This window comes from Roseateles sp. DAIF2 (assembly GCF_015624425.1).
In the GTDB taxonomy this organism is placed as follows: domain Bacteria; phylum Pseudomonadota; class Gammaproteobacteria; order Burkholderiales; family Burkholderiaceae_C; genus Kinneretia.
This window is the reverse complement of the sequence record NZ_CP049919.1, coordinates 1,714,612-1,738,518: the sequence shown is the minus strand read 5'-3', so window position 1 is coordinate 1,738,518 and position 23,907 is coordinate 1,714,612. Positions and strand designations below refer to the sequence as shown.

The following is a 23,907-nucleotide window of genomic DNA, read 5'->3' as shown; positions in this document are numbered from 1 at the left end:
CATGACGCAAGGCGGCACCGATGCTGACGATGATGAAACCCACCAGCCTGGCACCCGAGGTGCTGATGTTTGTCGGCGCGGCCCAGCAATCGGTCGCCACCGCCTTCCTGCATCGCGACGAGGTGCTGCTGGTCGATGCGCTCGGCAGCGCGGAGGATGCGCGGGCGTTGCGCGAGGTCCTGTGCGAAGAGATGGGCAAGATGGTGCGCCTGATCGTCTCGACCCATTTCATGAGCGACCACATCGCGGGCCTGGCGTTGTTTCCCGAGGCGCTGACGATCGCGCACCGGCACCATCGCGCGACCTTCCTGTCTCAGCAGCAGCGGCAACCACATGACGATGCGCAGTACCGCGAACCGCAGCTGCAGTTCGATGGCGAGCTGCAGCTGCGCTGGGGCACGCATGAGCTGCGGCTGCAGCACCGCCCCGGCAAGACCCTGGACCATCTCTGCGTGGATGTGCCGAGCGCCGATCTGGCCTGTGTCGGCGACGCCATCGTCGGCCATATCGTCTATCTCTCGAAGGCCGATCCGGCGCTGATCCGCGACGCGCTCGTCCGGATCCGGCGGCTGGGCCGGCGCAGCATCGTCGGCGGTCATATCGGCAGCTTCCCCGCCGCGGTGCTGGACCATGCGCTGCATTACCTGGACCGGCTGCGGCAGATCGTCATGGCGCTGCGCGCCGAGCATGGCGCGGCGGCGGTCGCACCGCACATCGCCCGCATCGCGATCGAGGACTGCCTGGCCCCGGGCGTCGCGGCCTGCGCCTTCGAGCGCGAATGGCATCGCCACAACCTGCGGGTCATCGCCGAGCAGGCGATCTTTTCCCTCGATGCGGCCATCGCGGCGCGGGAGCTCGCGGCATGAGGCAGCAGCGCAACGCCCATCGATCCGGCACCGCCGGCCTCGATCGACGTCACTTCCTGGCCGGATGCGCGGCGGGCCTGGCGGCCTGGCCGCTGGCGCGCGCCGCGGCGGAGGGCCTGCGCGTCCAGCGCCTGGCCTGGGCGGGCATCCGCCTGCAGCTGCCGCGCGCCACCTTGTTCATCGACCCGCTGACCAATCCGGACACCTGGGGCTCCGCGCTGCCGGATGCGCTGATCCCGGTCGACGATGCCGTCGGCGACAGCCATGTGCTGCTGACCCATCTGCACTCGGACCATTTCGATGCCAAGGCCGTCGCCGCGGTGCTGGCCCGGGGTGGCAGCCTGCTGCACCCGGCCGGCACCCAGCCCCAGCCGGTGCCGCCGCGCGCACGCCCCCGCGCCAGCGCGCTGTGGGAGCCGCAGCTGCTGGGCGACGACTTTACCGTCACCGCGGTCCCGGCCGCCGACGGCTACGGCGATCTGCAGGTCTCCTGGGTGGTGCTGGCCGGCGGCCGCCGCCTCTTCCACGGCGGCGACACGTTGTGGCATGGCCACTGGTGGCGCATCGCGCGGCAGTTCGGCCCCTTCGATGCGGCCTTCCTGCCGATCAACGGCGCGCGCTTCGGTTTCCGCCAACCGGTCAGCGGCCAGCCCGGCGTGCTGACGCCGGAACAGGCGCTCGCGGCCGCGCGCATCCTCGGCGCCCGCCGCCTGGTCCCGATCCACTACGGCGTCGGCGGCATGGGCCGCTATGTCGAGGTCGCCGATCCGATCGCCCGGCTGCGCGAGGCGGCGCGCGGCACGGCCATCGAGATCCAGCCGCTGGCACCCGGGGCCTGGCTCGACTGGGGCGACGGCCGCTCGAGCTAAACCTCCAGCCACTCCTTGCGGATGTAGCTGTTCGCCCGCAGCTCGGCCGGCGTGCCCTCGAACACGATGCGGCCATGGCCCATCACATAGCAGCGCTCCGAGATCTCCAGCGCGATCGCCAGCTTCTGCTCGACCAGCAGCACCGCGATGCCACGCCGGCGCAGCTCCTTCAGGTACTCGGCCACCAGCTCGACGATCTTCGGCGCCAGGCCCTCGGTGGGCTCGTCGATCATGATCAGGTCCGGATCGCCCATCAGGGTGCGGCACAGGGTCAGCATCTGCTGCTCGCCGCCGGAGAGCACGCCGGCCTCGGTGTGCTGGCGCTCCTTCAGGCGCGGGAACATCCGATACATATCGTCGAAGCTCCAGCGCGTGTTCTTCGCGCCCGACTTCTGGCCCAGCATCAGGTTCTGGTGCACGCTCAGCTTGGGGAAGATGTCGCGGTTCTCCGGCACATAGCCAATGCCCTGATGCGCGATCTCATACGCCTTGCGGCCCAGCAGCTCCTGCTCGCCGAAGCGCACCGAGCCGTTGCCGTCGACCTGGCCCATGATGGTCTTGACCGTGGTCGAGCGGCCCGAGCCGTTGCGGCCCAAGAGGCTGACGATCTCGCCGGGACGCAGCTCCATGCTGACGCCATGCAGCACATGGCTCTTGCCGTAGAAGGCGTGGACATTGTCCAGCTTGAGCACTCGCGTGGTGTCCGCCGCCATCAATGCGCCTCCGCCAGCACCGAACCCAGATAGGCCTCCTGCACGCGCGCGTTGGCGCGCACCGCATCGGGCGTGTCGAAGGCGATCACCTCACCATAGACCAGCACCGCGATCTTGTCCGCCAGGCCGAACACCACGCCCATGTCGTGCTCCACGGTCAACAGGGTCTTGCCCTCGGTGACCTCGCGGATCAGCTGGATGAAGCGCCGGGTCTCGCTCTTGCTCATGCCGGCGGTCGGTTCGTCCAGCAGGATCACGCTGGAGCCGCCGGCGATCGTGATGCCGATCTCCAGCGCGCGCGCCTCGGCATAGGTCAGGTTCATCGCCAGCACGTCGCGCTTCTTGTCGAGCTTGATCATCTCCAGCACGGCTTCGGCACGCTCGTTGGCGTCGTCCAATTCGGCCAGGAACTTCCAGAAGGCATAGCGGTAGCCCATGCTCCACAGCACCGCGCAGCGGATGTTCTCGAACACCGACAGGCGCGTGAACAGGTTCGAGACCTGGAAGCTGCGCGATAGGCCGCGGCGGTTGATCTCGTAGGGCTTGTGGCCGTCGATGCGCTGGCCATGCAGGCGGATCTCGCCGCTGCTGGGCGCGAAGCGGCCGCTGATCAGGTTGAACAGGGTGCTCTTGCCCGCGCCGTTCGGCCCGATGATCGCGACCCGCTCGCCGGGTTTCACCCGCAGCTGCGCGCCGCGGATGATCTCGCTCTTGCCGAAGCTCTTGCGCACATCCAGCAGCTCCAAGGCGTACTCGCTGCTCGTGCTCATCCGAGCGCCTCCCGACGTTTGATCTCTTTCTCGATCTCCTCCTGCGTGAGATCCCACTCGCGCTTGAACTGGCGCCGCGCCAGCTCGAACATCGCCGCGCCGACCAGCAGCACCAGGGCCGAGCCCAGCCAGGCGTCGACACCATGGGCATTGATGGTCGTGCCCATGAAGTTCAGCTGCGGGCCCAGGGCCTCGTTGAGCTGCAGGTGGTAGAGCATCTCGATCATCGCGCCGGCGCCGCCCAGCAGGGTCAGCGCGCTGCCGCCCAGCGCCAGGTAGGCGGTCCAGATGCGACCCAGCTTGCCGAAGGCCACGACGCGCAGGTTCATCATGATCAGGCTGGCGATGCCGCCCGGCGCATAGGCCACCATGAACAGGAAGATCAGGCCCAGGTAGAGCAGCCAGGCCTTGGTCAGCTCCGACAGCAGCACGCCGGCGATCACCATCAGCACCGCGCCGATGATGGGGCCGAAGAAGAAGGTGGCGCCGCCCAGGAAGGTGAACAGCAGGTAGGCACCGGAGCGCGCCGCGCCCACCACCTCGGCGGTGACGATCTCGGTGTTGATCGCGCCCAGGCCGCCGGCGATGCCGGCGAAGAAGCCCGAGAGCATGAAGGCCAGGTAGCGCACCCATTGCGTGTCGTAGCCGATGAACTCGACCCGCTCGGGGTTGTCGCGCACCGCGTTGAGCATGCGGCCCAGCGGCGTGCGCGTCAGCGCGAACATCGCCGCGGTGCAGACGAAGCAGTAGAGCGCGATCAGGTAGTAGACCTGGATCTGCGGCCCGAAGCTGATGCCCAGCAGGGGTTTGCCGACCACGCGATTACCCGAGATGCCGCCCTCGCCGCCGAAGAACTCCGGCAGCATCAGCGACATCGACCAGATCAGCTCGCCGATGCCCAGGGTGATCATCGCGAAGGGCGTGCCGGCCTTCTTGGTCGACACATAGCCGAACAGCGCCGCGAAGCCCAGGCCCGCCAGCCCGCCGACCAGCGGCACCAGGCTGACCGGCAGCGCCAGCGCGCCGGCCGAGACCTGGTTCAGGGTATGGATCGCCAGGAAGGCGCCCAGGCCGCTGTAGACCGCATGGCCGAAGCTGAGCATGCCGCCTTGCCCCAGCAGCATGTTGTAGGCCAGGCAGGCGATGATGCCGATGCCCATCTGGCTCAGCATGGTCTGCGACAGGCTGCTGGTCCAGATCAGCGGCGCGACCAGCAGGGCGATGGCGAACAGGCCCCAGACCAGCCAGCGGCCGACGTTGTGGGGCTTGAAGTGGTAGTGGGTGTTGTGGGCGCCCATGCGGCTATTCATCTCTTGTGCCGAGCAGGCCCTTGGGCCGGAAGATCAGGATCAGCACCATCAGCAGATAGGGCAGGATCGGCGCCACCTGGGCCAGGGTCAGCTTCAGGATCGGATAGCCGAAGGTCTCGGGGCCCAGCTTGAACAGCGAGGCCAGCGAGCCGTCCACCGTCAGCGGCAGGGTCTGCAGCAGGCCAATCAGGATCGAGCCGACGAAGGCCCCGGCCAGCGAGCCGACGCCGCCGACGACGATCACGACGAAGATGATGGAGCCGATCAGCGCCGCCATCGTCGGCTCGGTGACGAAGGTGATGCCGCCGATCACGCCGGCCAGCGCCGCCAGCGCGCAGCCGCTGCCGAACACCAGCATGAACACGCGCGGCACGTTGTGGCCCAGCGCCTCGACCATCTCCGGATGCGTCAGCGCCGCCTGGATCACCAGGCCGATGCGGGTGCGCGTCAGCAGCAGCCACAGGCCCAGCAGCATCAGCAGGGCCACGCCCATCATGAACAGCCGGGTCAACGGGAAGTTGGAGCACAGGGCGGCGGCGCAGACCGAGGCCGGCGCGCCGCCCAGCACCAGGGACAGGCCCTCGACCGGATGCTGCACGATCGAGAAGGCCGGCCCCTGCAGCGCCGCGGGCGGCGCGAAGGGCACGGCGGTGCGCCCCCAGATCAGCTGCACCAGCTCCAGCAGCACATAGCTGAGGCCGAAGGTGATCAGGAGCTCGGGCACATGGCCGAACTTGTGCACCCGGCGCAGCGCCAGGCGCTCGAAGGCCGCGCCCACCAGCCCCACCAGCAGCGGCGCGACCAGCAGCGCCGGCCAGAAGCCGAGCAGCTTGGCCAGGCTGTAGGCCACATAGGCGCCCAGCATGTAGAAGCTGGCATGGGCGAAGTTCAGCACGCCCATCATGCTGAAGATCAGCGTCAGGCCCGAGCTGAGCATGAACAGCAGCAGCCCGGAGGACAGGCCGTTCAGCAGGTTGATCAGGAGTTGGTCCACGGCGGCTCGTAAGACGGGGCAATGTCGGATGCGCGAAGCGAGGGGGCGCATTGTGGCCCGTGGCCGCCCTCGGGCGACCACGGGGCCGGGCCGGCAGACTCGCTCAGGGGCGTTTCATTTGGCAGGACGTCGGCGTGCTGGAGACGTAGGACTCGTAGGTCTTGACCGGCGCGAAGTTGTAGCCGGTGTTCTCGACGTTGTAGGGATTCTTGGCGTCGGTCTTCTGCCAGACCGAGATGTAGAGCGCCTGCTGCAGCTGGTGGTCGGTCTTGCGCACCTCGACATTGCCGTTGAAGCTCTTCAGCTGCAGGCCCTCCAGCGCCGCGGCCACCTTGACCGGGTCGGTGCTCTTGGCCTTGGCCATCGCCGCCGACAGCGCAGTGTAGATGTGGATCACGCTGCCGGTGTAGAAGTCGTCGTTGAACTTCTTCTTGAACTCGTCGGCCCATTGGCCCATCTGGCCGCCCATGCTGTTGTGGTTGTAGGCCACCTGGTAGACGCGGCCGGCGCCGCTGGCGCCGATCGCGGTGGGCGTGCCGGTGACGCCGGCGTAGTAGGTGTAGAACTTGCCCTGGAAGCCGGCCTCGTTGGCCGCCTTCACCAGCAGGGCCAGATCCGAGCCCCAGTTGCCGGTGATCACGGTGTCGGCGCCGCTGGCCTTGATCTTGGCCACATAGGGCGCGAAGTCGCGCACCTGGGCCAGCGGATGCAGGTCCTCGCCGACCACCTGCACGTCCGGGCGCTTGCGCGCCAGCATCTCCTTGGCGTACTTGGCGACCTGGTGGCCATGCGCGTAGTTCTGGTTCAGCAGGAACACCTTCTTGACGTCGGCCTGGTCCTTCAGGAAAGTAGTGATGGCCTCCATCTTCATCGAGGTGTCGGCGTCGAAGCGGAAATGCCAGTAGCTGCACTTGCTGTTGGTCAGGTCGGGGTCGACCGCCGAGTGGTTCAGGTACAGCACCTCCTTGCCGGGGTTGCGCTCGTTGTGCTTGTTGACCGCGTCGATGATGGCCAGCGCCGCGCCCGAGCCATTGCCCTGGGTGACGTAGCGCACGCCCTGGTCGAGCGCGGACTTCAGCGCGTTCAGGCTCTCGGCCGGGCTCAGCTTGTTGTCGATCGGGATGATCTCGAACTTCACGCCCGCCGGGTTGCTGGCGTTGAACTTCTCGGCGAAGAACTGGAAGCTCTTCACCTGGTTCTGGCCCACCGGCGCCATCAGGCCGGAGAGCGGATCGATCCAGGCGATCTTCACCACCTCGCCCTTCTGCTGCGCATGGGCGACGGCGCCGCTGGCGACGAGGAGCGCCGCCAGGCCGGCTTTCATCCGGACAGGCTTGTGACTGCGTTGGCTATACATCGTTGTCTCCTTTGGTTTATTCAAGGCGAGTAAAGCGTCAAGCATGCGCGGTCGGGCGGCCGCGCTTCGGCCCGAACCCCGCGGCTCAGGCTCCGGGCAAGCGGTAGCCCTTGAACTGCTCGCGCAGCTTGAGCTTTTGGATCTTGCCGGTGGCGGTGTGAGGAATCTCCGCGACGAAGGCCACGTCGTCCGGGATCTGCCACTTGGCGATCTTGCCCTCGTAGAAGGCCAGCATCTCCTCGCGGCCGATCTCGGCCCCGGGCTTCTTGACGACCACCAGCAGCGGCCGTTCGTCCCATTTCGGATGCAGCGCGGCGATCACCGCGGCCTCGTGCACGGCCGGGTGGGCCATCGCGATGTTCTCCAGCTCGATCGAGCTGATCCATTCGCCGCCGGACTTGATCACGTCCTTGCTGCGGTCGGTGATCTGCATGAAACCGTCGGCGTCGATGGTCGCGACATCGCCGGTCGGGAACCAGCCCGGCTGGCCGTCCACCGTCACCAGCGGCGAAGCGGCCTGGCGGAAATAGCTGCCGATCACCCAATGGCCGCGCACCACCAGATTGCCCGAGCTCCGGCCGTCCCAGGGCAAGGCCCGACCCTCGTCGTCGATCACCGCCATGTCGATGCCGTAGATCACCTTGCCCTGCTTCTCCAGGATGCGGCGCTGCTGCTCCGGCGGCAGCTCCAGCTGCTTGGAGTTCAGCTTGGACAGGGTGCCCAGCGGCGACAGCTCGGTCATGCCCCAGGCATGGATCACCTCGACGCCATAGTCGTCCATCAGGGTGGCCAGCATCGCCGGCGGGCAGGCCGAGCCGCCGATCACGGTGCGCTTGAAGGTGCTGAAGCGCAGGTTGTTGGACTTCACATAGGTCAGCAGGCCCAGCCAGACCGTCGGCACGCCGGCGCTGAAGGTCACGCCCTCGTTCTCGAACAGCTCGTAGAGCGACTTGCCGTCCAGATGCGGCCCGGGAAACACCACCTTGGCGCCGACGATGGCCATGCTGTAGGGCAGGCCCCAGGCGTTGACATGGAACATCGGCACCACCGGCAGGATCACGTCCTTGGCCGAGCAGTCCATCGCGTCCGGCAGCGCCGCGCCATAGGCATGCAGCACGCTGGAGCGGTGGCTGTAGACGGCACCCTTGGGGTTGCCGGTCGTGCCCGAGGTGTAGCAGATGCTGGAGGCGGTGTTCTCGTCGAACTGCGGCCAGACGTAATCGCCGTCCTCGGCCGCCAGCAGCTCCTCGTAGCACAGCAGGTTCGGGATCGCGCTGGCCGCCGGCATATGGGCGCGGTCGCTCATCAGCACGAAATGCCGCACCGTCGTCAGCAGCGGCGCCAGCTTCTCGACCAGGGGCAGAAAGGTGAGGTCGAAGCACAGCACCCGGTCCTCGGCATCGCCGACGATCCAGGCGATCTGCTCGGGGAAGAGGCGCGGGTTGATCGTGTGGCAGACCAGGGCCGAGCCGGAGGCGCCGTAGTAGATCTCCAGGTGGCGGTGCCCGTTCCAGGCCAGGGTGCCGACCCGCTCGCCGCTCTCGCAGCCCAGCCGCGCCAGCGCCTGGGCCAGCCGGCGCGAGCGCAACTCGGCGTCGCGCCAGGTGTAGCGGTGCAGGTCGCCTTCGCAACGCTTGCTGACGATCTCGGTATCACCCGAGTGCCGGGCCGCATGCTGGATCAGCGAAGAAATCAGCAGGGGCATGGACATCATCTGGCCCGGCAACGCCATCGGCAGTCTCCTGTTATCTATCTAGTCTGGTCATGGCCCGGCGGGCCGGTTCGGTCCAGTTTAAACCTGGGTTTCCGGACCCCAGAGTCACTCTCGTTACACAGGCGGGCGCCGCGGCCTAGGGGTATTCACTGCGATCCGCGTATGTCAACGGTGCGCTCGATTAAGCCCCGCCTAAGCGGGCCCCGGGGCGGCTGGCTACACTGGCCGCGATGACTGCTTTTGAACCCCTGCCGAGCGTGGCCGGCGGCCCCGCCGGCTCCTGGCCGAATCGCTTCGCCGGCCTGGGCGGCGATTTCTTCACCGAACTGCCCGCACGCGGCCTGCCCTACCCGCATTGGGTCGCGACCAGCCCGGCCTGCGCCGCCCTGCTCGGCTGGCCCGCCGACTGGGCCAATGACGCGGCGCTGCAGGTGCTGTCCGGCAACGCGGTCTGGCCCGGCATGCGGCCGCTGGCCTCGGTCTACAGCGGCCACCAGTTCGGCGTCTGGGCCGGCCAGCTGGGCGATGGCCGCGCGCTGCTGCTCGGCGAGGTCGACACGCCCGCCGGCCCGCAGGAGCTGCAGCTCAAGGGCGCCGGCCTGACGCCCTATTCCCGCATGGGCGACGGCCGCGCGGTGCTGCGCTCCTCGATCCGCGAGTTCCTCTGCTCCGAGGCGATGCATGCGCTAGGCATCCCGAGCACGCGCGCGCTGGCGATCACCGGATCCGCCTTGCCGGTGCGGCGCGAGACGATGGAGACCGCCGCGGTCGTGACCCGCGTCGCGCCCAGCTTCATCCGCTTCGGTCATTTCGAGCATTTCGCCCACCATGGCCTGCATGAGCCGTTGGGCCGACTGGCCGAGTTCTTCATCGCGCAGTACGCGCCGGAATGCCTGGACGCGCCGCTGCCGGTGGCCGCGCTGCTGGAGAAGGTGGTGCGCCAGACCGCCGAGCTGGTCGCGCAATGGCAGGCCGTCGGCTTCTGCCATGGCGTGATGAATACCGACAATATGTCGATGCTGGGCCTGACGATCGATTACGGCCCCTTCGGCTTCCTGGACGGCTTCGACCCCGGCCATGTCTGCAACCACAGCGACCACCAGGGCCGCTATGCCTACGCGCGCCAGCCCAATGTGGCGTTCTGGAACCTGCATGCGCTGGCCCAGGCCCTGCTGCCGCTGCTGCCCGGTGAGGGCGAAGGCGCCGGCGAACCGCTGCTGGCGGCGCTGGAGGTCTATCGCAGCGCCTTCCCGGCCGCGCTGATGCGGCGCCTGCGCGCCAAGCTGGGCCTGCTGGCCGAGCGCGAGGAGGACCAGGCGCTGAGCGACGACCTCCTGCGCCTGCTGGCCGCGCACCGGATCGACTTCACGATCGCCTTCCGGCGCCTGAGCGCCATTTCGACAGATCCGGCGCAGGACGGCACCAACGAGGCGCTGCGCGACCTGTTCCTGGACCGCGAGGCCTTCGACGCCTGGGCCGGCCGCTACCGCGCCCGCCTGGCCGCCGAGCAGAGCCGGGACGCCGAGCGCCAGGCCCGCATGCGCGCCACCAACCCGGCGGTGGTGCTGCGCAACCACCTGGCCGAGGGCGCGATCCGCCAGGCCCAGGCCGGCGATTTTGGAGAGGTCACCCGACTGCTGAAAGTTCTGCAGCGCCCGTTCGACGAACCGGTGTCGGCGGCCGACGCCGACTTCCCGCCCGACTGGGCTCAACATCTGGAAGTGTCCTGTTCATCATGAGCCACGATTCCCACGACGACTACCCCGTCCAGAAGAGCGACGCCGAATGGCGCGCCCAGCTCGACCCGATGCAGTACCAGGTGGCGCGCCATGCCGCCACCGAGCGCGCCTTCACCGGCAAGTACTGGGACCATTGGGATGCCGGCCGTTACAACTGCATCGGCTGCGGCACGCCGCTGTTCGCGGCCGAGACCAAGTTCGACGCCGGCTGCGGCTGGCCCAGCTACTACGAGCCGGTCAATGCCGAGGTGATCGAGCGCGTGGTCGACCGCAGCCATGGCATGGTGCGGGTCGAGGTGCGCTGCAACAACTGCGGCTCGCACCTGGGCCATGTCTTCCCGGACGGCCCCGAGCCGACCGGCGAGCGCTTCTGCATCAACTCCGCCGCGATAGACTTCAGCCCTAAATAGACCACCCCCTACCGGCTTTGCCGGCCCCCTCAAGGGGGCGGCGCCGGCCGCCCGGCAAAGCCGGATCGGCGGCACCCGCCCGGGAATGCATCCCCTATGAAACTTCTGCTCGACTTCTTGCCGCTGATCCTGTTCTTCGGCACCTTCAAATATGCCGAGGGCCATGCGGCCGCCGCGGCGGCCTTCGCGACCGAGCATTTCGGCTTCCTGGTCTCCGGCGGCCAGGTCGGGCCCAACGAGGCGCCGGTGCTGCTGGCCACCCTGGTGGTGATGGCGGCCACCCTGCTGCAGGCCCTGATCCTGAAGCTGCGCGGCAAGAAGATCGACCTGATGCTGTGGATCAGCCTAGCCCTGGTGGTCGTGCTGGGCGGCGCTACCGTCTGGTTCCACAACGAGACCTTCATCAAGTGGAAGCCCAGCGGCCTGTACTGGGCGATGGCGCTGGTGTTCTTCGCCTCGCAGACCTTCTTCGGCAAGAACCTGCTGCAGGCCATGCTGGGCAAGGAACTGGAGCTGCCGGCCGAGGTCTGGAAGCGCCTGAACTGGGCCTGGGTCGCCTTCTTCCTCGTGATGGGCGTGCTGAACCTCTATGTGGCCTACAACTTCAGCACCTCGGCCTGGGCCAACTTCAAGGTCTTCGGCGCCACCGGCCTGATGCTGATCTTCACGCTGGCCCAGGGTATCTACATGAGCAAGTACCTCAGCGACGAGACCAAGGACCCGAAGCCATGAGCCTCGTCCCGCAGATCGAGGCGCGCCTGCGCCAGGCCCTGACCCCCACCGAGCTGGTGCTGCGCGACGACAGCGCGCTGCACGCCGGCCATGCCGGCGCCCGCGAGGGCGGCCATTACCATGCGCTGATCGTCAGCGAGCGCTTCAGGGATCTACCCCGGGTGGCGCGCCATCGGCTCGTATATGATGCCCTGGCTGAGCTGATGCAGCAGGGTATCCATGCGCTGGCGATCGACGCCCGCGTTCCGGACGAGCGCTGAAACAGCGCCCGTTTATCGCGCCGACCGGCGCATTTTTTTCATTCGCTCATATTCCCATGAAGAAGTTTGTGCTCGCCGCGTCCGTCGTGGCCCTGTCCGCTGCGCTCCTGCCCGTGTCGGCCAGTGCGCAAAACGTCGCCACCGTCAATGGCAAGCCGGTGCCCAAGGCCCGCGTCGACCAGCTGATCGGCCAGGTCACCAAGGGTGGCCAGCAGCAGCGCTCGCCCGAGCTGGAAGCCCAGGTGAAGGATGAGGTGGTGCTGCGCGAGATCTTCATGCAGGAGGCCGAGAAGCGCGGCATCCCCGCCAGCGCCGACTACAAGGCCCAGATGGAGCTGGCCAAGCAGAGCATCCTGATCCGCGAGCTGTTCGCCGACTTCGGCAAGAAGAACCCGGTCACCGACGCCGAGGCCGAGGCCGAGTACAACAAGTTCAAGGCCCAGAACAGCGGCACCGAATACCGCGCCCGCCACATCCTGGTCGAGAAGGAAGAAGAGGCCAAGGCCCTGATCGCCCAGCTCAAGGGCGGCGCCAAGTTCGAGGACCTGGCCAGCAAGAACTCCAAGGACCCCGGCTCCGCGGCCAATGGCGGCGACCTGGACTTCGCCAACCCCGGCAACTTCGTGCCCGAGTTCAGCAAGGCCATGACCGAGCTGAAGAAGGGTGAGATGACCCAGGAGCCGGTGAAGAGCCAGTTCGGCTATCACATCATCAAGCTGGAAGACACCCGCGAGGCTCAGTTCCCCGCCTTCGCCGACGTCAAGCCGCAGATCCTGCAGCGCCTGACCCAGCAGAAGCTGGCCGCCTTCCAGGCCGAACTGAAGAGCAAGGCCAAGACGGACTACAAGTTCGCCAACTGATCGGCGTCGCTCGCCTCGACCCGCGGCCACGCCTTCCCGGCGCCCGCGGGTTTTTTATTGCTGTTGCCGCCGATCTGCCCCGCCGATGCCCGCTTCCCGTCTCGCCCGCCGCCTGCTGCCGCACCCCGACACCCTGTCGCAGACGCCGGGGCTGCGCTGGCTGGGCCATTACCTGGCGCCGCGCCCCTGGCTGTGGGTGGCGCACCGGCGCCGCGTCGCGCTGGGCGTCGCGCTGGGCCTGGCGGTCGGCGTGATCCCGCTGCCGACCCAGATGCTGATGGCGGCCGTGGTGGCCATCGTCTGCCGCGCCAATGTCGCGGCCGCGGTGGCCGGCACCTGGCTGACCAACCCCTTCACCCTGCTGCCGATCTGGACCCTGGCGATCGGCCTGGGTCGTCTGGTGGTGGGCAACGGCGAACCGATCGCGACGCCGACCATGCTGGAGTTCGACTGGGCGGCCCCGATGAGCTGGGGGCCGTCGCTATGGGCCTGGCTGCAGACCCTGGGCAAGCCGCTGCTGGTAGGCCTGCCGCTGGCCGGCGCGCTCTTGGGCCTGCTGGCCTATCTGGCGGTCTACCTGGGCTGGTGGGCGGTGATCCGCGGCGAGCGCTGGCGCCGCCTGCGGCAGCGCCAGCGCCGCGCCTCTTCTGCTCAGCGCTGATCGACCAGATGCCCGGCGTCGATGCGCAGCTGCCGGTGGCAGCGCGCGGCGATGCCCTGGTCATGCGTGACCAGCACTAGGGTCGTGCCGGCCTCGCGGTTCATCTCGAACATCAGATCCATCACCGCGGCGCCGGTCGCGAAGTCCAGGCTGCCGGTCGGCTCGTCGGCCAGCAGCAGCGCCGGCTTCAGCACGAAGGCGCGCGCCAGCGCGACGCGCTGCTGCTCGCCGCCCGACAGCACGCGCGGGTAATGCGACAGGCGCTGCCCCAGCCCGACCCGCTCCAGCATCTGCGCCGCCTGGGCCCGCGCATCGCGCTCGCCGCGCAGCTCCAGCGGCAGCATCACGTTCTCCAGCGCGGTCAGGTTGGCCAGCAGCTGGAAGCTCTGGAACACGAAGCCCAGGTGGCGCGCGCGCAGCGCGGCGCGCTGGTCCTCGTCCAGCACGAACAGGTTCTGCCCGGCCAGGCGCACGGTGCCGCCGCTGGGCTTGTCCAGGCCCGCCAGGATGGCCAGCAGGGTGCTCTTGCCCGAGCCCGAGGCGCCGACGATGGCCACCGACTCGCGCGCGGCCAGGGTGAAGGAGATGTCGTGCAGAATCGTGAGCAGGCCACTGGCGTCCTGCACCTGCTTGCTGACGCCCTGGACTTCGATGATGGCTTCGGACATGAATGCGGCGGAATCTGTGATGGTGACGATGGTGAATCGACGGCGATGGATGCTGGACTGTAGCCTGCTCGGCCTGGCGGCGACGGTGCCAGGTCTTGCGTCGGCGCAGGCCGGCGGCGGCGCCCGGCCGCGGCGCGTGCTGGTGCTGGGCGACAGCCTGTCGGCCGAGTATGGCATTGCGCGCGGCAGCGGCTGGGTGGCGCTGCTGCAGCAGCGCCTGCAGGGCGCGAAGCCGGCCTATGAGGTGGTCAACGCCAGCATCAGCGGCGACACCACCTCGGGCGGGCGCTCGCGCCTGCCGGCCCTGCTCACCCAGCACCGACCCAGCCATGTGGTGGTCGAACTGGGCGGTAACGACGCGCTGCGCGGCCTGCCGCTGAGCATGACGCGCGAGAACCTGCAGGCGATGCTGCGCGCCGCGCGCGACAGCGGCGCCAAGGTGCTGCTGGTCGGCATGCAGGTGCCGCCCAACTATGGCGGCGCCTATGCGCGCGATTTCGCGGCGCTGTTCGAGACCGTGGCCAAGGCCGAGAAGAGCGCGCTGACGCCCTTCCTGCTGAAGGGCGTGGCCGACCGGCCCGATGCCCAGGACTGGTTCCAGAGCGACCGCATCCACCCGTTGGCCAAGGCCCATCCGCTGATGCTGGAGCAGGTCTGGCTCGCGTTGAAGCCGCTGCTCTAGGCCCCGTCGTCGCTCACTGCGCCGCCTGCGGGCGGCCGTTCCATTCGCCGCGGCCGCGCTGCGGCCCGCGCTCGCGGTCATGACCGCGCGGCTCCTCGGGCCGGTTCATCTGCGGCGGCGGGCGCTGCGGACCGTCGTTCGAGTCGCGCGTGCGCGGCGGCGGCGGCGGCATCGGCGCCGGCATCACCGGCTGCTGCGGCTGGACGCGCGGCAGGCCCGGCGCCTCGGGCGGACGCTCGGCACCACCGGGCCGGCGCGGCTCGCCCCAGGAGGGTCGCTCCGGCCCGCGATCGCGTGGGCGCTGTGGCTGCTGTTGTGGATGATGATCCTGCGCACGCTCCGGCCAGGGCAGGCGGTCGCGCGGGCGCGGCGGCTGCACCTCGTCGACCGGCCGCGCCGGCAGGTCGGGACGCTCGCGCCAGGCCGGGCGCTCGGGCCGGTCCGGCCGCTCGATCGCCTGCGGCGGGCGTTGCTGCGGCAGGTTCGCGTCGCCGCGCCCCTCGCGTCGATCGCGCCAGCGCTGCGACGGCCCCTCGCCACCGGGCCGCGTCTCGCGCGGCGGCAGCACCAGGTCGCCACGGCCCGGTCCCTGCACCAGGGGCTGCAGCGGCTGCTGCGCATCGCCGGGGCGCAGCGGCATCGGCCGGCCGCCCTGCACCGGCAGCGCGCTGACCGCACCCGCCACCTCCAGGTTGCGATGCGGCCGCGGCGGGCCGACGCGGCGGTCCTCCGGTGGACGCCGCACCGTGATCGGGTCCTGCTCGCGGTTCAGGCGCTGCCAGTAGCGATGGCTGTGGCGGTAGGACGGCACATAGACCTCGCGCGGCGCCAGCGGCACCCAGCCGTAGCGCGGCGGTGGCGGACGACGGCCACCACCGATCTGGACGCCGACGCGCAGCGCCGAGCCGCCGACCCAGCCCACCAGGGCCGGCGCGTAGACCGGCCGCGCCACATAAGGCCCCGGAGCCCAGCACCAGCGGCCGCCCCAATGCACCCAGCGGCCGTAATGGAAGGGCGCGAAGCCCCAGGGCGCGTCATCCACCCAGGTCCAGCCCCAGCGCACCGACCAGGCCCAGCGGCCGTAGCGGTAGGGCGCCCAGTCGACCGCCACCACGCTGGGAATCCACAGCGGGCCGTAGTCGGAATTCGGCTCCCAGCGCCCATGGCGGTCCAGCTCATCGGCCCCGGTCATCTCGGGCGAGACATAGCGGTAGGCCAGATGCTGGCCCTCGGCCTCGCGCTGCGCCAGCAGCCAGTCGGTGAACTCGTCGCGCTGCAGGGCCTGGCGCTCGGTGCGCGGGCCGCCGGCCCACCAGAGCTCGGCCTGCTCGCCGGTGTTGATCCAGACCGGCTCGGCCTGGCCGGAGCGCGCGTCGAAGCGCAGGCTGCCCTCCCAGACCAGGCCGCGGCTGCCGCGCTCCAGCTGGTCGATGCGGTACAGGCCCTCGCGCTCGGCGCCGAAGCGGCCCTCGCGGGTGCGCAGTTGGTAGTCGTTGACCTCCTCGCGGCTGCGCAGGCGCAGCGCCAGCGAGCCTCGGTCCAGGTCGAGCAGCACCCGGCCATCGTCCAGCTGCTCGAACTCGAGCTCGGAATCCTCGTCCAGCCACAGGCTGGTGGAGCCGATGCGCAGGCTGACCCGGGCACCGGCCTCGGTGCGCAGCCGGTCGCCCTCGCCCAGGGTCTGGTTGCGCTCCAGCCGGGTCCATTCGCGTGCCTCGGCGTCGAACAGCCAGGCCTCGCCGCTGATCGCCGCGACCCGGCCGGCGCGCGCCGGCGGATCCTCGCGCTCGTCCTCGGCCAGGCTCCAGGCCGGGGCCAACAGCAGCGCCAAGCTGGCCAGCAGGCCCAGCAGCCAGGCGGTGGGGGACGGCGGGGCGGCGCGCAGGCTCATCGGGGGATCTCCTCGTGACCCCGGTATAACGCGCCCGGCCGGTGGCGGGCCGACCGGCTTACAAAATTTTGCCCTGTTGCTGGGCCGGCCCGCGGCTCAGTCGTCGGCGTTCGGATCCAGTTCGGGGAACAGCACCGAGGTAAAGCCGAAGCGGCCGAAGTCGCGCACCCGCATCGGGTACAGCAGACCCTGCAGATGGTCGCATTCATGCTGGACCACGCGGGCGTGGAAGCCCTCGGCCTCACGCTCGATCGGGCGGCCGTCCGGATCCTGGCCGCTGTAGCGGATGCGCGCCCAGCGCGGCACCACGCCGCGCAGGCCCGGCACCGACAGGCAGCCCTCCCAGCCCTCCTCCTCTGACTCCGACAGCGGCGTGATCACCGGGTTCAGCAGCACCGTCATCGGCACCGGCGGCGCCTCCGGATAGCGCTCGTTGCGCTCGAAGCCGAAGATCACCAGTTGCAGGTCCACGCCGATCTGCGGCGCGGCCAGACCGGCGCCGTTGGCTGCCTTCATGGTGTCCATCATGTCGGCCACCAGCTCGCGCAGCGCCGGCGTGCCGAACTCGCGCACCGGCTGCGCGACCCGCAGCAGCCGCGGATCGCCCATCTTCAGAATCTCTCGCACCGCCATCTCGGCCCTCTTCGGCTATGGTTGGGCGACCGATTCTAAGGAGACATCAGATGCCCGAGTACCTGCAGGACCTGGGCGATGGCGTGTACGCCGTCGACACCGGTTTCCAGCGCGACCATTTCGATGCCGCCTACCTGATCGTCGAGGACGGCCGCGCCGCCTTCGTCGACACCGGCACCAACCATGCGGTGCCGCGCCTGCTGGGCGCGCTGGCGGCCCTGGGCCTGAGCCCGGCCGCGGTCGACTGGGTGATCCCGACCCATGTGCACCTGGACCATGCCGGCGGCGCCGGCCTGCTGATGCGCTCGCTGCCCGATGCCCGGCTGCTGGTGCATCTGCGCGGCGCCCGGCACCTGATCGACCCGACCGCGCTCTACCAGGGCGCGCTGGCGGTCTACGGTGCCGCCGAGATGGAGCGCTCCTACGGCCAACTGGTCGGCGTACCGGCCGAACGCGTCGTGCAAAGCAGCGACGGCATGACGGTGCAGCTGGCCGGTCGCCCCCTGCTGCTGCTGGATACGCCGGGCCATGCACGGCACCACCATTGCGTCTGGGACGAAAAGAGCCGCGGCTGGTTCACCGGCGACACCTTCGGCCTGTCCTACCGCGAGTTCGACACGCCGCCCAATGGCGCCTGGATCATGCCGACCAGCACGCCGGTGCAGTTCGAGCCCGAGGCGCTCTATGCCTCGGTCGAGCGGCTGCTGAGCTACGCGCCGCGGCAGATGTTCCTGACCCATTACGGCCGCATCGGCGGCAGCGAGGCCGAGGTACGGCGCCTGGCCGCGCTGCTGCTGCGCCAGGCCCGCGCGATGGTCGAGATCGCCCAGGCGCAGCGCGGCAGCCCGGAGCGGCATGCGGCGCTGACGCGCGAGCTGGAGGCGCTCTATCTGCGCGAACTGGCCCTGCATGGCTGCACGCTGGCGCCCGAGCGTCAGCGCGAGCTGCTGGCGATGGACGTGGAGTTGAACGCCCAGGGGCTGGGCGTGTGGTTGGACAAGCAGGGCTGACGGGCCGCGCACCTTCCCCATCAAATCAGCATTCGTCTGATAGCGCCGCCGCTGTGGCATGCCGACAATGGCGCGAGATGCAGGAGATGGGAGGACAGCAATGCGCGATCAGGTCCGGAGCCCCAAGCAGCCCGGAGCCAAGCCGGCCACCCGGCATGTTCCCGGCCCAGGCGCCGGGCAAGTGGCACATCCCGCACATCACGCGCAGCAGCTCATCGACGCCAGCCCGCGGATCGCGGCCCAGCGACAGGCCATCCGGTCGATGCATCCGATACAACGGGTTCCTTACACCGGCGCGGAACTGAATCAGCTGAACCAGATCGCCATTCAAATGGGCGTCAACCCGGCCGACGTCGAGTTCCATGAGGCCACGGGCTCGAACCATGCCGACGGCAACAAGATCTATATCCAGCGGGCCCTGCTTGGGAATCAGGCCGAGCTCGAGTTCACGACCGGTCATGAGCTATCCCACTATCTGACCGGGGACACGAGCAGATCCGGCGTCGGCAACCTGCTCCATGGCAGCGTGCTGGCCGGTGCCCTGGGTACGGCCACTGGCGGTCTCTACCCCGCGCTGATCGGCGGCACCCTGGGCGCGCTGACGGAATACGCGGGCGGCGGTGGTCTGATCAATTCAGCGATCACGGGCCTGTCCGTGGCCGGCGCCGCGGGCCTGGGTCCGATGGGCACCCTGCTCGGCTCCTCGCTTGGCGGCCTGCTGGGCCCCGGCGGTGCGATGCTCGGCGGTATGGCCGGAGGCCTGGTCGGTGGAAGCCTGGGCGCCCTGGCCTCGATACCGGTGGTCAGCAAGCTCTTCGAGGTCAAGAGCGATATCCATTCGGCCAGCCGGATGGGGACGGCCGGCGGCATCTCGCGTTTCAACGCTCAGCACCAAAAAAATGTGCGGGACGCCAACTACGATCCTCTGGCCGGCATCGACCCCCTGCACCCTCCCCTGCCGATGCGCAGCGGCTACCTCGGCGTGCTGAACAACTGGCTGGGCTGGTAGCGGCCTGCGCCGTTCACGCGTCCAGCCCCAGCTCCTGGATCTTGCGCGTGATCGTGTTGCGGCCGATGCCCAGCTTCTGGGCGGCCTCGATGCGGCGGCCGCGGGTGACGTCCAGCGCGGTCAGGATCAGGCTGGCCTCGAAACGGCGGGTCAGCGCGTCCCAGACCTCGGGCTCGCCGCTGGCCAGCAGGCGACGCGCCTCGCGGGCCATCTCGGCGACCCAGACATCGGGGCCGCTGGCCAGCGGCAGCGCCGGGCCGGCCGGCAGGGCCGCCAGCGCCTCGACCTGGCCGGTGGCGGCAACCGGGGCCGCCGACACGGCCGGCGGCTGCGCGGTCTGCAGCAGCTCCTGCGGCAGGTCCTTGGGCTCGACCACCTGGCTCGGCGCCATCACGCTGAGCCAATGGCAGACGTTCTCCAGCTGGCGCACATTGCCCGGGAAGTCGAAGCCGACCAGCTTGGCGAGCGCCGCGTCCGACAGGCGTTTGGGCTCGACGCCCAGCTCGGTGGCGCTGCGCTGCAGGAAGTAGCGTGCCAGCACCGGGATGTCCTCGCGGCGCTCGCGCAGCGCGGGCAGGCGCAGACGGATCACGTTCAGGCGGTGGAACAGATCCTCGCGGAAGGCGCCCTGGCGCACCCGTTCCTCCAGGTTCTGGTGCGTGGCGGCGATCACGCGCACATTGCTGCGCAGCGGGCTGTGGCCGCCGACGCGGTAGAACTGGCCGTCGGACAGCACGCGCAAGAGGCGGGTCTGCAGGTCCAGTGGCATGTCGCCGATCTCGTCCAGGAACAGGGTGCCGCCATCGGCCTGTTCAAAACGTCCCCTGCGGGTCGCCTGCGCGCCGGTGAAGGCGCCGCGTTCATGGCCGAACAGCTCGCTCTCCAGCAGGTCCTTCGGGATCGCCGCGGTGTTGATCGCGACGAAGGGGCCCTCGGCGCGCGGGCTGTGCTTGTGCAGCGCGCGCGCCACCAGCTCCTTGCCGGAGCCGGACTCGCCGGTGATCAGCACCGTCACATGGCTCTGGCTGAGCCGGCCGATGGCGCGGAACACGTCCTGCATCGCCGGCGCCTGGCCCAGCATCTCGGGCACCTGGGCCGCGCCCTCCTCGGCCACCGCCTCGCGCTGGCTTTCCTCCTGCGCGCGGCGGATCAGCTCGACCGCGCGACTCAGGTCGAAGGGCTTGGGCAGGTACTCGAACGCGCCGCCCTGGAAGGCCGAGACCGCGCTGTCCAGGTCCGAGTAGGCGGTCATGATGATGACCGGCAGGCCCGGCAGTCGCTCCTTCACCTTGGCCAGCAGGTCCAGGCCGGAGCCGCCGGGCATGCGGATGTCGGACACCAGCACCTGGGGGCTGTCACCCGCGTCGAGGGCCGCCAGCAGGTCGCGCGCGTTGCTGAAGCTGCGCACCGGCAGGCCCTCGCGGCCGAGCGCCTTCTCCAGCACAAAACGGATCGAATGGTCGTCGTCGCAAATCCAGATGGACTTCATGCCTTGCTCCCCTTTGCCACCCAGGCGCTTTGCGCTTCAGGGCAAAGGCAGGGTAATTCGAAAATCGGTCCGGCCCGGTTCGCTGTCGCAGTCGATCATGCCCTGATGCTGCTGGGCGATGGTCTGTGACAGCGTCAGACCCAGACCGGTCCCTCCGTCCCGGCCCGAAACCAGGGGATAGAAGATGCGGTCGCGGATCTCCGCCGGCACGCCCGGGCCGTTGTCCTGCACATGCAATTCCAATGCCAAGCGCCAGCGCTGCTTGCCGATCGTGACCTGGCGCGCGACCCGGGTCTGCAAGGTGATCTGCGCATCGCCGGCCGCGATGCGCGCATGCAGGGCCTGGGCGGCGTTCTGCACGATGTTCAGCACCGCCTGGATCAGTTGCTCGCGGTCGCCACGGAAGTCGGGCAGCGAGGTGTCGTAGTCGCGCAGCACCGCGAGGCCGCGCGGGAACTCGGCCAGGATCACCGAGCGCACCCGCTCGCAGACCTCGTGGATGTTGACGTCGCCGACCACCTGGGCACGGCGGTGCGGCGCCAGCAGGCGGTCGACCAGGGACTGCAGCCGGTCCGCCTCGTGCACGATCACCTGGGTGTATTCGTTGAGCTCCGGCTCAGTCAGTTCCATGGCCAGCAGCTGGGCCGCGCCGCGGATGCCGCCCAGCGGGTTCTTGATCTCATGCGCCAGATTGCGGATCAGCTCCTTGGTGGCCTGCACCTGGTCCAGGGTACGCTCCTCGCGGTCCTGGCGCGCTTGCTGCGCGTTCTCGATCAGCTCGACCAGCACCCGCTCCGGGCTGTCGGTCTGGCTGACCAGCACCTGCACCGGCAGCAGGTCCTCATGCGGGCGCGGGCCGCGGCGCAGCAGCGCGTCGAAGCGGCTGCTGGAGAAGGCGTTGCGCGCCACCGATTCGACCGTCTCGGCCAGGCGCGCGGCATCGGCGAACCAGTCGAACAGGTTGACGCCCTGCACGGTGCGGCGCGACAGCCGCATCACGTTCTCGAAGGCGGCGTTGGCGAACAGGCATTCGCCGTCGGGCCGGATCACGGCCACCATCGTGGCCAGCATGTCGAAGGCCTCGAAGCCTGATGGGGATTCGTGCTGCTGCTGCTCGTTCATGGTCGGGGGGCCCCGGCGCGGAATCCAAGGCCATGCAGCGGCGCGCCTAGGGCGGCACCGTCAGGGCAGCTTGCTGATCTCGCGCTTGAGGGCCTGGATGTCGGCCTCCTGGCGGGTGATGCTGGCCTTGAGCTCGGCCACCCGGTCCAGGTACTTCTGGAAATTGCGTTCGTCGCCGCGGCGCTCGGGCTGGCCGCCCTGGTACTCGCGCTGCAGCTCGGCCAGGCGCTGCTCGCCCTCGCGCAGCTCGCCCTCCAGCACGCGGCGGCGCTCGTCATCGCGCACCTTCTGCTGGGCCGGCTCGACGCGGCCGTCATTGCCGGTCCTCTGCACCGGTGCGCCGGCGGTCGCCCCCGAGGCCGCGGGCCGCGGCTTGGGCGACTGCAGGATCGTGATCGGCGTGCCCTCGATCGAGCGGCAGCCCTTCTCCTGCGCCTCCTTCGCGCTGAGCGCGTCGGTGTAGAGCACCGGCGGTCCCGGGCAGCGGTAGACCTGCTGGGCCTGCACGCCGGAGGCGGCAAGCAGGAGCAGCGGCAACAGGGCGAGGCGATGAGGCATGGCGTGATTGTGGCGCAAGCGAGCGTCCGCAAAAGAAAAGGGACGGCCAAAGCCGTCCCTTGCGCGCCGGCCCGGGCGGCGTGGCGTGGGCATCACGCTCGCCGCCCATGGGCATCACAGCGTGTAGTACATGTCGAACTCCACCGGGTGGGTGGTCATGCGGAAGCGCTGCACTTCCTGCATCTTCAGCTCGATGTAGGCGTCGATGTAAGCGTCGGTGAACACGCCGCCCTTCGTGAGGAATGCACGGTCCTTGTCCAGGTACTCCAGGGCCTGGTCCAGGCTGTGGCAGACGGTCGGGATCTTCGCGTCTTCTTCCGGCGGCAGGTGGTACAGATCCTTGGTGGCGGCCTCGCCCGGATGGATCTTGTTCTCGACGCCGTCCAGACCCGCCATCAGCAGCGCGGCGAAGCACAGGTAGGGGTTGGCGGAAGGATCGGGGAAGCGCGCCTCGACGCGGCGGCCCTTGGGGTTCGCCACATAGGGGATGCGGATCGAGGCCGAGCGGTTCTTGGCCGAGTAGGCCAGCTTCACCGGGGCTTCGAAGCCGGGCACCAGGCGCTTGTACGAGTTCGTGCCGGGGTTGGTGATCGCGTTCAGCGCGCGGGCATGCTTGATGATGCCGCCGATGTAGTACAGCGCGAATTCACTCAGGCCGGCATAGCCGTCACCGGCGAACAGGTTCTTGCCGTCCTTCCAGACCGACTGGTGCACATGCATGCCGCTGCCGTTGTCGCCGACGATGGGCTTGGGCATGAAGGTGGCGGTCTTGCCGTAGGCATGGGCCACGTTCTGGATCACGTATTTCTGCAGCTGGGTCCAGTCGGCGCGCTGCACCAGGGAGCTGAACTTGGTGCCGATTTCCATCTGGCCGGCGTTGGCCACCTCGTGGTGGTGCACCTCGACCGGGATGCCCAGCTGTTCGAGGATCAGGCACATTTCCGAGCGCATATCCTGGCCGCTGTCGACCGGGGGCACCGGGAAGTAGCCGCCCTTCACGGTGGGGCGGTAGCCATGGTTGCCGTGCTCGTATTCCTTGCCGGTGTTCCAGGCGGCTTCCTCGGACTCGATCTTGACGAAGCAGCCGGACATGTCGACGTTCCAGCGCACCGAGTCGAAGATGAAGAACTCGGGCTCGGGACCGAAGTAGGCGGTGTCGCCCAGGCCGGAGGACTTCAGGTAGGCCTCGGCGCGCTTGGCCAGCGAGCGGGGATCGCGTTCATAGGCCTTGCCGTCGGCCGGGTCGATCACGTCGCAGGACAGGATCAGGGTCGGCTCTTCGAAGAAGGGGTCGATGTTGGCGGTGTTCGGGTCCGGCATCAGCAGCATGTCGGAGGCCTCGATGCCCTTCCAGCCGGCGATGGAGGAACCGTCGAACGCATGGCCCGACGCGAACTTGTCCTCGTCGAAGTGGGACACAGGCACGGACACGTGCTGCTCTTTGCCACGGGTGTCGGTGAAGCGGAAATCAACGAACTTGACTTCGTTGTCTTTCACCATTTGCATCACGTCGGCGACGGTCTTGGCCATCAATAGCTCCTAAGCGGATTGGGACGGGGTGTGAATACGTCGAAAAAGATGAATTCGGCG

24 protein-coding genes are annotated in these 23,907 nt (G+C 69.0%); 11 read left to right on the top strand and 13 right to left on the bottom strand.

Annotated elements, in window-relative coordinates:
• Nucleotides 1–29 precede the first annotated feature (29 nt).
• Nucleotides 30–866 carry an MBL fold metallo-hydrolase gene (locus G8A07_RS08095; RefSeq protein WP_195796534.1) on the top strand — a complete coding sequence of 279 codons (837 nt, stop codon included), beginning with the start codon at nt 30–32 and terminating at the stop codon, nt 864–866.
• A complete protein-coding gene (locus G8A07_RS08090) occupies nt 863–1,735 on the top strand; it encodes an MBL fold metallo-hydrolase (protein ID WP_195796533.1) in 873 nt (290 codons plus the stop codon). The genes G8A07_RS08095 and G8A07_RS08090 overlap by 4 nt, the downstream gene beginning before the upstream one ends.
• Here G8A07_RS08090 and G8A07_RS08085 read toward each other — a convergent pair.
• From G8A07_RS08085 to G8A07_RS08060, 6 genes are all read right to left on the bottom strand, one after another.
• Complete coding sequence (locus G8A07_RS08085; RefSeq protein ID WP_195797663.1) at nt 1,732–2,427, bottom strand: ABC transporter ATP-binding protein; 696 nt, start codon at nt 2,425–2,427, stop codon at nt 1,732–1,734. The two genes, G8A07_RS08090 and G8A07_RS08085, sit on opposite strands and share 4 nt — an antisense overlap.
• Nucleotides 2,428–2,447: 20 nt before the next feature.
• Nucleotides 2,448–3,218 carry an ABC transporter ATP-binding protein gene (locus tag G8A07_RS08080; protein WP_195796532.1) on the bottom strand — a complete coding sequence of 257 codons (771 nt, stop codon included), beginning with the start codon at nt 3,216–3,218 and terminating at the stop codon, nt 2,448–2,450.
• Complete coding sequence (locus tag G8A07_RS08075; protein WP_195796531.1) at nt 3,215–4,528, bottom strand: branched-chain amino acid ABC transporter permease; 1,314 nt, start codon at nt 4,526–4,528, stop codon at nt 3,215–3,217. Before G8A07_RS08075 ends, G8A07_RS08080 begins: the two co-directional genes overlap by 4 nt.
• Nucleotides 4,521–5,465 carry a branched-chain amino acid ABC transporter permease gene (locus G8A07_RS08070; RefSeq protein WP_249937345.1) on the bottom strand — a complete coding sequence of 315 codons (945 nt, stop codon included), beginning with the start codon at nt 5,463–5,465 and terminating at the stop codon, nt 4,521–4,523. Before G8A07_RS08070 ends, G8A07_RS08075 begins: the two co-directional genes overlap by 8 nt.
• A gap of 160 nt (nt 5,466–5,625) precedes the next feature.
• On the bottom strand, nt 5,626–6,846 hold the full coding sequence (locus G8A07_RS08065) for a branched-chain amino acid ABC transporter substrate-binding protein (protein WP_195796529.1): 1,221 nt from the start codon (nt 6,844–6,846) through the stop codon (nt 5,626–5,628).
• Nucleotides 6,847–6,964: 118 nt separating this feature from the next.
• Nucleotides 6,965–8,611 (bottom strand): 3-(methylthio)propionyl-CoA ligase, encoded by a 1,647-nt coding sequence (locus tag G8A07_RS08060; RefSeq protein ID WP_195796528.1) that lies wholly within the window; start codon nt 8,609–8,611, stop codon nt 6,965–6,967.
• Between the two features lie 212 nt (nt 8,612–8,823).
• Here G8A07_RS08060 and G8A07_RS08055 point away from each other — a divergent pair, with 212 nt between their 5' ends.
• The 6 genes from G8A07_RS08055 to G8A07_RS08030 all read left to right on the top strand — a co-directional run bounded on the left by G8A07_RS08055 (nt 8,824) and on the right by G8A07_RS08030 (nt 13,255).
• On the top strand, nt 8,824–10,332 hold the full coding sequence (locus tag G8A07_RS08055) for a YdiU family protein (RefSeq protein WP_195796527.1): 1,509 nt from the start codon (nt 8,824–8,826) through the stop codon (nt 10,330–10,332).
• The gene (gene msrB, locus G8A07_RS08050; protein ID WP_195796526.1) at nt 10,329–10,742 is read left to right on the top strand and encodes a peptide-methionine (R)-S-oxide reductase MsrB; all 414 of its coding nucleotides are present in this window, start codon (nt 10,329–10,331) and stop codon (nt 10,740–10,742) included. Before G8A07_RS08055 ends, msrB begins: the two co-directional genes overlap by 4 nt.
• Before the next feature lie 96 nt (nt 10,743–10,838).
• Nucleotides 10,839–11,474: a septation protein A gene (locus G8A07_RS08045; RefSeq protein ID WP_195796525.1), complete on the top strand. Its 636-nt coding sequence runs from the start codon at nt 10,839–10,841 to the stop codon at nt 11,472–11,474.
• Nucleotides 11,471–11,734 (top strand): BolA family transcriptional regulator, encoded by a 264-nt coding sequence (locus tag G8A07_RS08040; RefSeq protein ID WP_195796524.1) that lies wholly within the window; start codon nt 11,471–11,473, stop codon nt 11,732–11,734. The genes G8A07_RS08045 and G8A07_RS08040 overlap by 4 nt, the downstream gene beginning before the upstream one ends.
• A gap of 56 nt (nt 11,735–11,790) precedes the next feature.
• Complete coding sequence (locus tag G8A07_RS08035; protein WP_195796523.1) at nt 11,791–12,594, top strand: peptidylprolyl isomerase; 804 nt, start codon at nt 11,791–11,793, stop codon at nt 12,592–12,594.
• Nucleotides 12,595–12,679: 85 nt separating this feature from the next.
• Nucleotides 12,680–13,255, top strand: a complete 576-nt coding sequence (locus G8A07_RS08030) for a DUF2062 domain-containing protein (protein ID WP_195796522.1) — start codon at nt 12,680–12,682, stop codon at nt 13,253–13,255.
• On the opposite strand, the gene G8A07_RS08025 is transcribed toward G8A07_RS08030, so the two are convergent.
• Nucleotides 13,246–13,923 carry an ABC transporter ATP-binding protein gene (locus tag G8A07_RS08025; protein ID WP_195796521.1) on the bottom strand — a complete coding sequence of 226 codons (678 nt, stop codon included), beginning with the start codon at nt 13,921–13,923 and terminating at the stop codon, nt 13,246–13,248. The two genes, G8A07_RS08030 and G8A07_RS08025, sit on opposite strands and share 10 nt — an antisense overlap.
• Before the next feature lie 49 nt (nt 13,924–13,972).
• On the opposite strand from G8A07_RS08025, the gene G8A07_RS08020 reads away from it, so the two are divergent.
• Nucleotides 13,973–14,605, top strand: a complete 633-nt coding sequence (locus G8A07_RS08020) for an arylesterase (RefSeq protein WP_249937265.1) — start codon at nt 13,973–13,975, stop codon at nt 14,603–14,605.
• A 13-nt stretch (nt 14,606–14,618) separates the two neighbouring features.
• Here G8A07_RS08020 and G8A07_RS08015 read toward each other — a convergent pair whose 3' ends face one another.
• Nucleotides 14,619–16,496: a DUF6600 domain-containing protein gene (locus tag G8A07_RS08015; protein WP_195796519.1), complete on the bottom strand. Its 1,878-nt coding sequence runs from the start codon at nt 16,494–16,496 to the stop codon at nt 14,619–14,621.
• A 96-nt stretch (nt 16,497–16,592) separates the two neighbouring features.
• Nucleotides 16,593–17,129, bottom strand: a complete 537-nt coding sequence (gene def / locus G8A07_RS08010) for a peptide deformylase (protein ID WP_195796518.1) — start codon at nt 17,127–17,129, stop codon at nt 16,593–16,595.
• Between the two features lie 50 nt (nt 17,130–17,179).
• Here def and G8A07_RS08005 point away from each other — a divergent pair, with 50 nt between their 5' ends.
• Complete coding sequence (locus G8A07_RS08005; RefSeq protein WP_195796517.1) at nt 17,180–18,139, top strand: MBL fold metallo-hydrolase; 960 nt, start codon at nt 17,180–17,182, stop codon at nt 18,137–18,139.
• Between the two features lie 100 nt (nt 18,140–18,239).
• Nucleotides 18,240–19,148 (top strand): M48 family metalloprotease, encoded by a 909-nt coding sequence (locus G8A07_RS08000; protein ID WP_213086252.1) that lies wholly within the window; start codon nt 18,240–18,242, stop codon nt 19,146–19,148.
• A gap of 13 nt (nt 19,149–19,161) precedes the next feature.
• Here G8A07_RS08000 and ntrC read toward each other — a convergent pair whose 3' ends face one another.
• From ntrC to glnA, 4 genes are all read right to left on the bottom strand, one after another.
• Entirely contained in the window at nt 19,162–20,637 is a 1,476-nt protein-coding gene (gene ntrC, locus G8A07_RS07995; protein WP_195796516.1) for a nitrogen regulation protein NR(I), read from the bottom strand.
• A 36-nt stretch (nt 20,638–20,673) separates the two neighbouring features.
• On the bottom strand, nt 20,674–21,759 hold the full coding sequence (gene glnL, locus G8A07_RS07990) for a nitrogen regulation protein NR(II) (protein WP_195796515.1): 1,086 nt from the start codon (nt 21,757–21,759) through the stop codon (nt 20,674–20,676).
• 60 nt (nt 21,760–21,819) lie between these two features.
• The gene (locus tag G8A07_RS07985; RefSeq protein ID WP_195796514.1) at nt 21,820–22,317 is read right to left on the bottom strand and encodes a hypothetical protein; all 498 of its coding nucleotides are present in this window, start codon (nt 22,315–22,317) and stop codon (nt 21,820–21,822) included.
• Nucleotides 22,318–22,431: 114 nt separating this feature from the next.
• The gene (glnA, locus tag G8A07_RS07980) at nt 22,432–23,847 is read right to left on the bottom strand and encodes a type I glutamate--ammonia ligase (RefSeq protein ID WP_195796513.1); all 1,416 of its coding nucleotides are present in this window, start codon (nt 23,845–23,847) and stop codon (nt 22,432–22,434) included.
• Nucleotides 23,848–23,907 lie beyond the last annotated feature (60 nt).